General features: G+C 67.8%; 11 protein-coding genes, 1 tRNA gene and 1 pseudogene. 8 read left to right on the plus strand and 5 right to left on the minus strand.

Annotated features, from left to right (window positions below; translation table 11 throughout):
- On the plus strand, positions 1–1,423 hold a 1,423-nt coding region (locus E3T55_RS20350; protein WP_166791822.1), incomplete at its 5' end, for a chromosome partitioning protein.
- Positions 1,424–1,543: 120 nt separating this feature from the next.
- On the opposite strand, the gene proC is transcribed toward E3T55_RS20350, so the two are convergent.
- Entirely contained in the window at positions 1,544–2,392 is an 849-nt protein-coding gene (gene proC / locus E3T55_RS17045) for a pyrroline-5-carboxylate reductase (RefSeq protein WP_134520752.1), read from the minus strand.
- Positions 2,393–2,424: 32 nt separating this feature from the next.
- Entirely contained in the window at positions 2,425–2,913 is a 489-nt protein-coding gene (tadA, locus tag E3T55_RS17050) for a tRNA adenosine(34) deaminase TadA (protein ID WP_206751387.1), read from the minus strand.
- Positions 2,914–2,959: 46 nt separating this feature from the next.
- Here tadA and upp point away from each other — a divergent pair, with 46 nt between their 5' ends.
- The 4 genes from upp (at position 2,960) to E3T55_RS17070 (ending at position 6,500) form a co-directional block, all read left to right on the plus strand.
- Positions 2,960–3,592 carry a uracil phosphoribosyltransferase gene (gene upp, locus E3T55_RS17055; RefSeq protein ID WP_119972398.1) on the plus strand — a complete coding sequence of 211 codons (633 nt, stop codon included), beginning with the start codon at positions 2,960–2,962 and terminating at the stop codon, positions 3,590–3,592.
- Positions 3,593–4,134: 542 nt separating this feature from the next.
- Complete coding sequence (locus tag E3T55_RS17060; RefSeq protein ID WP_134520753.1) at positions 4,135–4,836, plus strand: winged helix-turn-helix domain-containing protein; 702 nt, start codon at positions 4,135–4,137, stop codon at positions 4,834–4,836.
- A gap of 404 nt (positions 4,837–5,240) precedes the next feature.
- Positions 5,241–5,693: a MarR family winged helix-turn-helix transcriptional regulator gene (locus E3T55_RS17065; RefSeq protein ID WP_134520754.1), complete on the plus strand. Its 453-nt coding sequence runs from the start codon at positions 5,241–5,243 to the stop codon at positions 5,691–5,693.
- 24 nt (positions 5,694–5,717) lie between these two features.
- Positions 5,718–6,500 (plus strand): SDR family NAD(P)-dependent oxidoreductase, encoded by a 783-nt coding sequence (locus tag E3T55_RS17070; RefSeq protein WP_134520755.1) that lies wholly within the window; start codon positions 5,718–5,720, stop codon positions 6,498–6,500.
- Between the two features lie 54 nt (positions 6,501–6,554).
- Here the strand turns inward: E3T55_RS17070 and E3T55_RS17075 are convergent, their stop codons facing one another.
- Together E3T55_RS17075 and E3T55_RS17080 are read right to left on the minus strand one after the other, a co-directional pair.
- Complete coding sequence (locus tag E3T55_RS17075) at positions 6,555–8,030, minus strand: cryptochrome/photolyase family protein (RefSeq protein WP_134520756.1); 1,476 nt, start codon at positions 8,028–8,030, stop codon at positions 6,555–6,557.
- 63 nt (positions 8,031–8,093) lie between these two features.
- Positions 8,094–9,080 carry an NHL repeat-containing protein gene (locus tag E3T55_RS17080; protein WP_134520757.1) on the minus strand — a complete coding sequence of 329 codons (987 nt, stop codon included), beginning with the start codon at positions 9,078–9,080 and terminating at the stop codon, positions 8,094–8,096.
- 236 nt (positions 9,081–9,316) lie between these two features.
- On the opposite strand from E3T55_RS17080, the gene E3T55_RS17085 reads away from it, so the two are divergent.
- On the plus strand, positions 9,317–9,769 hold the full coding sequence (locus tag E3T55_RS17085; protein WP_134520758.1) for a winged helix-turn-helix domain-containing protein: 453 nt from the start codon (positions 9,317–9,319) through the stop codon (positions 9,767–9,769).
- A 138-nt stretch (positions 9,770–9,907) separates the two neighbouring features.
- On the opposite strand, the gene E3T55_RS17090 is transcribed toward E3T55_RS17085, so the two are convergent.
- Positions 9,908–9,980 (minus strand) — tRNA-Arg (locus E3T55_RS17090).
- 199 nt (positions 9,981–10,179) lie between these two features.
- On the opposite strand from E3T55_RS17090, the gene E3T55_RS17095 reads away from it, so the two are divergent.
- Both E3T55_RS17095 and E3T55_RS17100 read left to right on the plus strand, forming a co-directional pair.
- Positions 10,180–11,055, plus strand: a complete 876-nt coding sequence (locus tag E3T55_RS17095) for a hypothetical protein (protein ID WP_134520759.1) — start codon at positions 10,180–10,182, stop codon at positions 11,053–11,055.
- 89 nt (positions 11,056–11,144) lie between these two features.
- Positions 11,145–11,904 (plus strand): annotated as a pseudogene (locus tag E3T55_RS17100) (hypothetical protein); the annotation flags it as partial.

The raw sequence follows: 11,904 nt of genomic DNA on the forward strand, positions 1-11,904 counted from the left end.
CGCCGCCGCGCACACTCCGGCTCCCCCGCTGAGCCGCCGCGCCGCGCGTGAGGCCGCCGCCGCGGCGTCAGCGGCCGCAGTTGCCGCACCGCCCGAACCCTCGGCAGCCTTCGCCCCGAGCCTCAGTCCTGAACCCGAAGCTGTCGCCTCCCCGGCCAAAGATGCCGAGCCGGCTGCCCCGCTGACGGCACCGACACCGCCACCCGCGCCACCGACAGCGTCGAGCGGACGGGTCTCGGCTCCCCCGTTCCTGTCGTTCCCGGCCGCCTCCACGGCCACGCCGGCAGACACTCCGCCAGACACCCCGCCGGCCATTTCTGCGACCACGACGCCGGCGAGCCCGATCAGCTCCTTCACGGCCGTGATCACGGCACCGCCGACGGCCAGCACGGCACCGCCGGCAGCGGCATCCGCTGCACGAGCGATTGCACCGGCAATCCCGGCTCCGCTTGCCGTGATCGATGACCCCGACAGTGCCCGTGACGCCGGTATCGCGCCGAACCTGGCCGATTTTCTCGGCTCGCGTCCGGCGGCGCCGACCGGGCCGGCGCAGCAGGGCTGGCAGGGCGCCGTGGGCCGTCTGACGGGCGGCCTGATCACCTTCGCGCCCGGCGGCGCCGAGCTCGCCCAGCGCGACGCGATTTCGTCGGTGCAGCGAACGCTCAACGGCCCGCGCACGATCGTGGTGCTGAACCCCAAGGGCGGCGCCCATAAGACCACGGCGACGCTGCTGATCGCGGCGACCTTCGGCACCTACCGCGGCGGCTTCACCCTGGCCTGGGACAACAACGAGACCATGGGCACCCTCGGTGTACGCGCCCAGGCCGCCGCGCACACCAACACCGCGGTCGATCTGCTGCGCGACCTCGAACGGTTCGGCGATGGCGAGGCCCGGGTTGGCGACCTCGACGGCTACGTGCGCGCCCAGGGTGACGCCCAGTTCGACGCGCTCGCCTCCGACCTCGACCCGGCCGGAGCGGCGAGCATCGACGCGGCGGCCTTCGGCCGACTGCACTCCACGCTCAGCCGGTTCTACCGGGTGCTCGTGATCGACACCGGCAACAACATGCGCGCCTCAAATTGGGAGGCCGCCGTCGACACCGCCGACCAGCTCGTGATCGTCTCGACGATTCGTGAAGACACCGGCTTCGGCGCCGCGGCGCTCATCGACGGGTTGCGCGCCAAGGGCCATGCCGACAAGGTGGCGCAGGCCGTGACGATTCTGGCGTCCCCGTCGAAAACCGCCGACCCGCAGCTGTCCCGTCGACTGCACGAGCACTTCGCCCAGCTGACCCGCACCGTGCTCGACGTGCCGTTCGACGCGTCCCTCGTCAGCGGAGGGCCGCTCAACGTCGATGCGCTCGCTCCGCGCACCCGTGCCGCGTGGCTGCTCGCCACCGCGGCGATTGCCGACGGCCTGTAGCGCGCCAAGCAGGCGCAGCGCTGCCGCCCGGGCTGAGTCGCGGACTTCGCACCTTCGTCCTCGAAACGACGGTGCGAAGTCCGCGACTCAGCGGGTGATGATTGCGGCCTTGCGAGCGGGTCAGGACTTGGCGAGCTCGCGGGCTCGGGCGAGTGCGGCATCCGTCGCCGCGTCGAAGATGGCCTTGAAATCGACCTTCTGCAGCTCGCTGACGGCCTGCTCGGTGGTGCCGCCGGGGCTCGTGACCTGGCGGCGCAACTCGGTCGGAGTCTTGTCGGAGACGGCGAGCAGCGCGCTCGCACCGAGGAAGGTGCCGTTGACCATCACGGCGGCCTCTGCGGGAGTGAAGCCCTTGTCGATCGCGGTCGCGGTGAATTGCTCGATCAGAAAGAACACGTAGGCCGGGCCGGAACCCGAAATGGTGCTGAGTGCGTCGAGCTTCTCTTCAGGCACGACGAGCACATCGCCGACGGTTCCGAACAGGGCCTGAGCGAGGGCGAGGTCTTCGGCGGTCGAACGCGAGCCCGCGCTCAGGCCGGTCACGGCCATGCCGACGACGGCGGGAGTGTTGGGCATCGAGCGAATCACATGAACGGATGCCGGCAGCAGCGACTCGAACGTCGCCACCGTCACGCCGGCGCAGACGCTGATGACGAGTGCTCCGGGCTCGAGGTGGTCGGCGATCTCGGCGAGCAGGTCGGGCACCATGTACGGCTTGACGGCGACAACCACGATCTGGGCGCCCGCGATGGCCTGCAGGTTGGCGTCAGCATCCGTGTCGGTCGCGAAGGCGGTCACGCCCTCGGTGCCGGCGAGTTCGGCGGCGCGCTCACTGCTGCGGTTGGTGGTGCGGATGCCGCCCGTCACCTCGACCCCGGGCTTCAGCAATCCGGCCAGAACGGCCCGTGCCATGGAGCCGGCTCCGAGGAACGCAATGGTGGGCAGAGTCACGGTTGTAGAAGAAGTCATCCGACCAGTCTAGTTTTTCCTGGATTTTCTGCTCAGGGCAGTCCCGGCCGGCCGCGGCGGGCGGGGTCGTCGAAGAAGTCCAGCAACAGGCGGGTACACTCGTCGGCGCTCAGGCCAGCGATCACCTCGACCCGATGGTTCAGGCGGCGGTCGCGCAGCACGTCATAGACGGAACCGACCGCGCCGGCCTTCTCGTCCCAGGCGCCGAAGACCACGACCGGCACCCGGGCCGCCAGAATCGCCCCTGCGCACATCACACAGGGTTCGAGGGTCACCACGAGGGTGCAGCCCGTGAGGTGCCAGTCCCCCGTGGCCGCCGCGGCGGCCCGAATGGCCACGACCTCGGCGTGCAGGGTGGGGTCCTGGTGCAGCTCGCGCTCATTGCGCCCGCGGCCGATGACCTGTCCGGTCGCGTCGAGAACAACCGCGCCAACGGGCACATCATCGGTCGCGAGGGCGGCCCGGGCTTCGGCCAGGGCCAGCAGCATCCACTGCGCGTGCTGCGCCCGTCTGTCAGTCATGCCCTGCCTCGCTGCGCGCCGGATGCCCGCTGATAGAATTGAGCCTATGCGAGTTCATGTTGCCGACCATCCGCTCATCACGCACAAGCTCACCGTGCTGCGCGACCAGAACACGCCATCGCCGCTGTTCCGCTCGCTCGTCGAAGAGCTCATGACGCTGCTCGCCTACGAGGGTACCCGCGGGGTGCGCGTCGAGCCCGTCACGGTGCAGACCCCCGTCTCGCCGGCCCAGGGGGTGCGCATCAGCGACCCCAAGCCGCTCGTCGTGCCGATTCTGCGCGCGGGCCTCGGCATGCTTGAGGGCATGGTCAAGATGCTGCCGACGGCCGAGGTCGGTTTTCTCGGCATGCAGCGCAATGAGGAGACCCTCGAGCCGACCACCTATGCGGAGCGCCTGCCAGACGACCTGTCCGACCGCCAGTGCTTCGTGCTCGACCCGATGCTCGCCACGGGCGGTTCGCTGATCGCCGCGATCAACTTTCTGTTCGCTCGGGGCGCCGTCGACGTGACCGCGATCTGCATTCTGGCCGCCCCCGAGGGGCTTGCCGCCGTGGAGAAGGCCCTGGAAGGCCGTGAGGTCACGATCGTGCTCGGCGCGGTTGACGAGCGCCTCAATGAACTCGGCTACATCGTGCCCGGCCTCGGCGATGCCGGCGACCGCCTCTACGGTCTGGTCTGACCACGAGCCCAGCACCACAGCGCCACATGCAGGTCCTGCGGGCGATGACACGCCCGCAGGCCTCAACTTCAATAATCTTTGACAGATCGCATTTCTGGAAAATCATCTGTGATGAATCACTGATTCAGGGCGGATCCGCCCAATCAGCAGGCACCTCCCGAACGTGTTGCGTGACTCATTCCGCCATTCGGCGTCACCAAATTGACACATGCCGTCACACTCCGGTTTACTCACATTTATGACAACGCGAGCACACCCCCTGACCTCCCTCGAGGCTTCTGGGACTGCCGGCATGATGATGCCCGGCATCCTCAGCGCTGTCTGTTGCCGAATGTGCCGCTAACGCCCGCACCTCGCCGAACTCCCGCCGCTCACCAGCGCGGTTGAGTTCACCGAAGGCTTCTCGCTGAAGCATTCGCATTCCGGCCTTCCTCGCTCGTCGCACTGCGGCTGAGGGGTCACAGTTTCGAACCCGGGCCCGCGCCGCGGACGGGTTCCGCGCAGCATCCGTTTCGTGCTGCATCAGATCGAAGGATTCCTCCATGTCTCTCGCCCACATCCACTCCAGCCGCCCGAACTTCACCCCCCTCGCCCTCGCCGAGCCGCCGGTCGCCCCTGCGCCCCGCATCCGCGCCGTGCCGAGCGGCACCGAGGCCCGCGGCTTCGTGCTCTACGTCGGCATCGACGAGGCGAAGGCCGCGGCCGCCGGCACCAACCTCAACCGCATCGTCGAGGCGCTCAAGGCCCTCGCCGCCGAGCTGGCCCCGACCGCCGAAACCTACGCCGCCGTAGCGCTGGCCCCGCAGGGAGCCGGTGGACGCGACGTCGACGTCGTACGCCTCGCCCTGCAGGACCCGGCCGCCCTGGCCGCGCACCGCACCGAGGCCGACGAGCCGGTGAGCGAGCGCAGCGGCGTCGTCGTCGACCTCTCCCGCAAGCGGGTCGTGCTCGACAACGAGACGGCCGCGCTCACCTACAAGGAGTTCGAACTGCTGCAGTACCTCGTACTGCGCGAGGGCCGCACCATCGAGCGGGCCGAGATCATCTCGGCACTCTGGAACGCGGCCGACGAAGATGAGGCCCCGAACGAGCGCACGATTGACGTGCACGTTCGCCGACTGCGCGCCAAGCTCGGCCGCTACGAAGACATCGTGCGCACGGTTCGCGGCGCGGGCTACCGCTTCGACCGTCACGCCGACGTGTCGATCCAGCAGGCGCAGACCCCGAGCTCAGACCGCTTCTAATCCGCCCCGCGAGAGCGGTTGAGTCGTCGCCATGGCCTCGCCCGACCGACGATTGACCCGCTTTCGCGCGCACACTCAGGCGGGCACACTCAGGCTGGCACGCTCAGGCTGGCACGCTGGGGGCTTAACGCACTCGAGGGCCGGTCGTAGGGGGCTACGACCGACCCTCTTCCCTTGCACCAAGAGTGTCCTGCAATCACATTTCACGTCTTCCGCCACAGCAAACGGTTGACGCACCTAAAACATATAACGAACGCATAACGGATGCCACTTTTCGGCACGATTTTCACCTGCGAGTTGGCCGTGAACTGCGATTTTCATTGCCGAGCGGCGCCGCCGCGGCCTCGTGACCCCACGACTCCAACCCGGAGCGCTCTATTCTTGAGAGCGACGTGAGGAGTCTGATGACCGATAGAGCCGCCGCTGTGGCCGCCTGGGAATCGCTCTTTCGCGCCCAGGTCGCGATCATGCGCAGCCTCGTCGCGGATTTTCCCTCCCGCGAGATCTCGTTCAACGAGTACGACGTGATGTTCAACCTGTCTCGGCAGCCCGATCGGCGTATCCGCTTGCGCGAGCTCAACCAGCACGTGCTGCTGACGCAGCCGAGCGTCAGTCGTCTCGTCGACCGCCTGGTGTCGCGCGGCTACGTCGACAAGGTGACCGACCCGCTCGACGGTCGCGGCGCCATCGTCGAGCTGACGGATGCCGGCTATGCCCTGTTCCGCCGGGTCGCAGTCGGCCACATGGGCACGATCACCGACCGGGTCGGTGACGCACTGAGCACCGAGGAACTCGCCCAGCTCACCGCGCTCTGCGACCGCCTGCGGCTCGGAACCGCCGGGTCCGTCACGGACTAAGGGTGCTCCGGGGTAGCGTGAAGCATGACCTCACTGACTGATTCAGCGCTACCGACTGGTTCATCGATCCTGGCTGGTTCATCGATCCTGACTGGTTCATCGATCCTGACGGGTTCATCGATCCTCGTCACGGGCGCCTCCGGAGTTCTGGGCGGTGAAATCGCCCGACTTCTCGCCGCCAAGGGTGCACGATTGGTGTTGACCGGGCGTGACCGAACGCGGCTCGAGGCACTCGGACTGCCCGGCTCGCTGATCGTTGCCGATCTGCGCGATCCCGCGGCGGCCGACGCACTCGTCGAGCACGCCCTCGACGCCAACGGCACCCTTGACGGCATCGTCAATGCCTCGGGCGTGGTGGCTTTTGGGCCGGCCAGCGCAATTGGTGACGACACCCTCGAGACCCTCTTTGCCGTGAACACCCTTGCTCCGATGCGGCTCCTGCGCGCCGGAAGCGTTGCACTCACCGCCTCCGCGGCGGCCGGCCGCGAGCCGTTCGTGCTCACTCTCAGCGGGGTCGTGAGCGAGGTACCCACGGCACACATGGCCGCCTACTCCGCCTCAAAGGCAGCCCTCGCCGCCTGGGGCAAGGCAACCGGCCGGGAACTGCGTCGGGCCGGCATTCGCGTGTTCGACGCGCGCCCGGGGCACACCGAAACCGGACTCGTTTCGCGCGCTCTCGAGGGCAGCGCACCGAAACTTGCCCAGGGGCTCGACCCAGCCCTGGTCGCCCGACGTATCGTTGCCGCCATTGTCAACGGCGAGCGTGACCTGCCGAGCGCCGCCTTCGCCGAGCCGGTCGTCGACTAGCCGTTCGCCGCCAGCCGTTCGCCGCCTCGCCGTTCGCCGCCAACGGCTCGGGCGCTACCAGCTGGTGCGTTCACGCTCCTGCGCCACGACCGCGTCGCGGTCGGCCAGGCGGCGCAGTCCCGCGAGCGGCTGGCTCATTCGATGATTGCCTCGAATGCGCGGCTCCACCCGGTCGAGAAATGCCCAGTACCCGGCAGTGAATGGGCACGCATCGGGTCCGAGGCGCACCTTGGGATTGAAGCGGCAGCTGCCGCAGAAGTCCGTCATTTTGGCAATGTACGCACCGCCGGAGGCGTAGGGCTTGGTGGCGACGATGCCACCGTCTGCGTGCTGGGACATGCCGACGACATTGGCCGGCATGACCCAGGGTGTGCCGTCGACAAAGGCGTTGATGAACCAGTCCGAGAGCGCGGCGGGCTGATAACCGCGCTGAAGAGACCAGTTTCCGAGAATCATCAGCCGCTGAATGTGGTGGGCCCACCCGGTGCGAGACACCTCGTCGAGTACATGGCTGAGGCACCGAGCCTCGACGGCCGATCCGTCCAGCTCGAGAAACGCCGCGGGGAGCGGCTCGGTGGCGGCAAGAAAGTTGCTCTCGGCCACGTAGTTCTCGCCGAGATGCCAGTACAGGTGCCAGACCCAGTCCCGCCACCCCATGATCTGCCGCACGACCGCCTCGACGCTCGACAGCGGTGCCCCGCCGCCATGCTCCCCGCCACCGTAGTAGGCAGCAACGACGGCGTCGATAACCTCCTGGGGATGCAACAGCCCGAGGTTGAGCGGCACGCTCAGCCGGGAGTGGGCCATGTCGCTGTCTCCCGTCAGCGACGCGTCCTCGAAGGGCCCGAAGTCCGACAACCGGGTTTCGATGAAGTCGTCGAGGGCGGCGAGGGCTTCCGCCCGGGTCGCCGCGAAACGACGCGGGCCGTCACTCCCAATCAGGTGCACGCGCCCCTCAGCCACGAGCCGATCGAGGTCGCGGCGCACCTCGGCGTCGATGTCATCCTCGACGGGAGCCCAGGGTTCAGGCAGACCGAGGCTCACGGCCCCCTTCGGCGGCGGCTGACGGTTGTCGTGATCGAAGTTGAAACGCCCACCCTCCGGCTCGGTACCGCGCATCAGCACCCCGGTCGATGTGCGCACGCTGCGGTAGAACTGTTCCATCACGAGCCGGGAGGCCGGTCGCCCGTCGGCCCAGGTCGCGAAGTCCTGCTCGCTCGTGACGAAGCCCCGGCTGGGCAAGACGGATGCCCCCAACTCGGCGACCAGGGCACGCGATCCCCACGACGTGGGGTTGATCACCTCGAGGTCACGACCGGCGAGCACATCCCGGTAGTGCTCGGCCCGCAAATACTCGACGCGGGCGCCGAGTTCGCGGGCGCGATGCCGCAGGGCGCTCAGGATCAGGTGCGCTTTGGCACGGTGGTAGGTACGCCGCCCGAGCACAGCCGTTGCCTCGACCAGCACGATCGGCCCGCCATCGTCATAGTGTGGGCCCAGTTGGTCTGCGAACAAGAAGCGCGGTGGCATCTGCCGATTCTAACGGCGCTGCCGAGGCGCCCGCGAGGCCCAACGCCGAGCCCGCCTGAGCCGTCAGAGGGGCCGGTGACGCGGCCGATGCCGCGGGGCAGCCAGCGCCCCGGTCGGAGGGAACGCGGGTGAAACCAGCTGTTCCACCGGTGCGTGCGCGGTATAGACCGTGATCGACCAGTTTCCCCAGTTGGCAACGTAGACGTTGTGCTCGCCGTCAACGGCGACCCCCGTGGGATAGTCCAGGTGGCTGGCCGACCCGCTGATTGTCGTTACGGGTTCGTCGGCGAGCGACGCAAAAATGAGCACCGAAAAGCTGGCACAGTCGGTCACCAGAATGTAGCCGTTGGCGTCGACGGCGATGCCGGAGAGATTCGTCAGTCCCTGGGCTTTGCCATCGGTGATCGTCGGGGCGATGTTCAGGGTCGCGTCCGGGCCGAAGACCAGGATCTCGGAGGAGCGATTGTTGATGGCGTAGAGGCTGCCGTCGGCACCGACCGCCATCCCCCGAATGTAGTAGATACCCGTTTCGGAACCCGTAATGGTGCGAATCGGTGCCGTGTCACCACCGGCATCCGGTGCGTAGACGGTGATCGACTTCGACTCATAGTTGGCCACATAGAGCACCCCCTCCGGGCTCACCGCGACGGCCTCCGGGCCGTTGAGCCCCGTGCGCGCACCGGCCAGCACGCGCTGGGGCGACACGTTGCCATCCGCTTCGGGGGCGAAGACGAGCACGGAATTCCGCGTGCTGTTGGGCACGTACAGGTAGTCATCGGCATCGAGCGCGAAGCCGAACGGATTGTCGATGCCGGTCAGGTCACCCTCGATGGTGCGGATGGGGTCGGGGCTGGCCGGTGAATAGACCGTGATCTTGCTCTCCATGAGCACGTAGAAGTTTTTCGCCGAGTCAACCGCCGTGCCCTGGGGCTGGCGAATACCGGGGCTGTTCCAGCCGCTGACGGTGCGTGCCGGGGCTGTGTCGTAGGCGACGGCGCCAGCGGGCACGGTGGGGACACGGCGGTGGGTCCCCATGATCGTGTGGTTCATGATTCGAGTCCTTCTATCGGAAAGAGTTCTGATTCGGGGTTGGCCCGGTCACCCCAACGCTGGGGTACTCCCAGACTGGCACTGGCCGAGTCGTCGGTGTATGCAAAATGGCTCCCTTTGGCGCAAGGTTTACGCATTTTTTTGTGTCGTCACCCGTTCGGGGGCGCCCCTGCCGAGCTCCGTTCCGCGCAAACTAGACTGTGATTGCGGGAGGGTACCGCACGGCGGGGAAACTGATGAACACGATTCCGAACGCGCAGCAACCTCGAGCCGCGACGAGCGAGGACACCGGTGCGACACTCGCTGCGCGCAACACCGCGCCACCCGAGCAGTGGGTCGAATGTGGCCTTCTGCGCCTAAATACCCACGATCGTCTCGCCCAGATCGACGGCATCGACATCGCACTCACGCGCAGTGAATTCGAGCTTCTCGCCGCACTCTTTAACGCCCGCGGCCGGGTCTGCTCCAAACGAGACCTGGTGCTGGTGCTGCGCACCGACAATACGATGACGTCCGACATAGTGCTGGACTCCGACAAACGAGCCATGGAGGCGCACATCGCGAACCTGCGACGCAAGATGCTGCATCGCCCGGGCAGCCCAACCGGCAGGCACTCTGCCGAGGAGTTTCACGGGATCGAAACCGTGCGCGGCATCGGCTACCGATTGTCGGCCAGCCTCGGCTTCTGAGTCTGGGCCCACCGCGATTGCGCACTGAGTCACGCCCTGAAACAGCAATCACGTTGCGGTGGGACGAAGCGAATTTCGATGAGCTACGAAAAAACCCCGTTCAGCAGGCTTTCGGCCTGTTGAACGGGGTTTCTGTTGTGCGCCCGAAGGGATTCGAACCCCCAACCTTCTGATCCGTAGTCAGATGCTCTATCCGTTGAGCTACGAGCGCGCAGTTATCGGTGGATATTTCGTCCGTGACAACTTGTAAACTCTAGCAGGTAAATGAGGCACCCAATGTCCACTGCACGCACGGCGGCCTCCGCGAGCCCCGCCTGAGCATTCCTGTCAATCAGCCGATGGGGGTAGACAGCGCGTCCATCGCGTGTTTACCTGATGACACCAACTGACCCACCAAAGGGGGGTGTCGCATGGATCACGCCGCTGTTCGCACGACACCCGCTGCCCTGCGACTGGCCCTCATCGGGGCATCCGTCGCCGTGGCATGGTCCGCCGTGTGCCTCATCGTGGGTGCTGTGTCGCCGTCAACGGCCGATTCCGACCCGCTCGGGCTGAGCGCCGTTCCGCTTACGTCGACCGTGGCCGACATTGTGCAGCCGGCGACCGCCCCGGCTGCCGCTGTCGTGGCGCCGGTCTCCGCACCGGTTGCACCGATCCTGGCGACCGTCGCAGCCCCCGTGGCAGACGTCGTTTCGCCGGTCATCGCGCCCGTAGCGGCCGCGACCGCGCCGGCCGTGCAGCCTCTGGCCGCGGTCGTCGCACCGGTCATCGCACCGGTGGCTGCTGCGGTCGAGCCACTCACCACGCCCGTACTCGAGCCGGTCCTGGTGCCGGTCGCCGCCGCGTTTGCCCCCCTTCTGATCGAAGCCGCGCCGCTCGTTTCCGCCATCGACATCCCGGCCGCCACGAGCCCGGTTGCCGGGCTCACCACCGGCGATTCGACGAGTTCGGCGATCGCGCCGCTGAGCTTCGTCGAACCGACCGTGGAACCGACCAACCGCACGGCCGCGACCGAACCGGCCGCGGCATCCGTCGTCAGCGCCGCCGCGAGCGCGCCCGTAGGCCCGCCCACCGGCCTCGCAGTTCCCGGCCCGATCGACCCCGTCGTGCTGCCCACGGCGCCGAGCGGTGCCGCCGCGCATTCAGCACCGGGCGCCCCCGTCGCCGTCAGTGATGCCCCCACCGGGCCGCGCGCGGCCGTTCTGGCCTCCACAATTCTCTCGACCTTCGGCGCGGCGGCGCTGCCGTCCGCGCCCACTTTCGACCTCGGCTCTACTCCCGACTGATGGGTCTGCCCTGCCGCTTTTCGGCAACGCAGACCACAGTCTCCCTTCTCGGGGAGCACACCATCATTCGTTATAGGAGCAGAACCATCATGAATTCATTCGTATCCAAGGGCATCTACTGTGCCCTACTCGTCGGGGGCCTGTCCCTGCTGGGGATGGGCGCGGCCAACGCGGCCGACGCACCCGTGACCTCGGGCTCAGACGGAGTCGTCTCGGGCACCCAGATCGTCGGCGACGTTGTCGCCCCGATCGACCTCTCCGGCAACGCGGTCAGCGTGCTCGGTGATTCATCCAGCACCTCCACCGCACCCGCTGCGGCTGCACCGGCGCCCCAGCCGGTCGCCGCGCCGACGACATCGGGAGCTGACGCCGTTGCGTCCGGCACCCAGGCCGTCGTGGCAGCGGATGCCCCGGTCACCGCCACCGGCAACGCCATCTCGGTCGTCGGCGACTCTCAGAGCGCTCCTGCTGCTGCACCCGCTGCGCCCGCACCTGCTGCTGCGCCCGCACCTGCTGCCACCACCAACGGTGACGACAGCATCGCCGGCGGAACCCAGGTCACCCCCGACGTGACCGCCCCGGTCGCCGTTCAGGGCAACGCCATCAGCGTCCTCGGCGACAGCACCTCCACCGGAACCACCACGGCCCCCACAACCGGAACCACCGGAACGGGAACCGCCGCCACCACCAACGGTGAAGACAGCACCCTCGGCGGAACCCAGGTCACCCCCGACGTGACCACCCCGGTCGCCGTTCAGGGCAACGCCATCAGCATCCTCGGCGACAGCACCTCCACCGGTACCAGCACGGCCCCCACCACCGGCACCACCGGAACCACGGGCACCACCA

The sequence above is a fragment of the Cryobacterium frigoriphilum genome, from assembly GCF_004403305.1.
In the GTDB taxonomy this organism is placed as follows: Bacteria; Actinomycetota; Actinomycetes; order Actinomycetales; family Microbacteriaceae; genus Cryobacterium; species Cryobacterium frigoriphilum.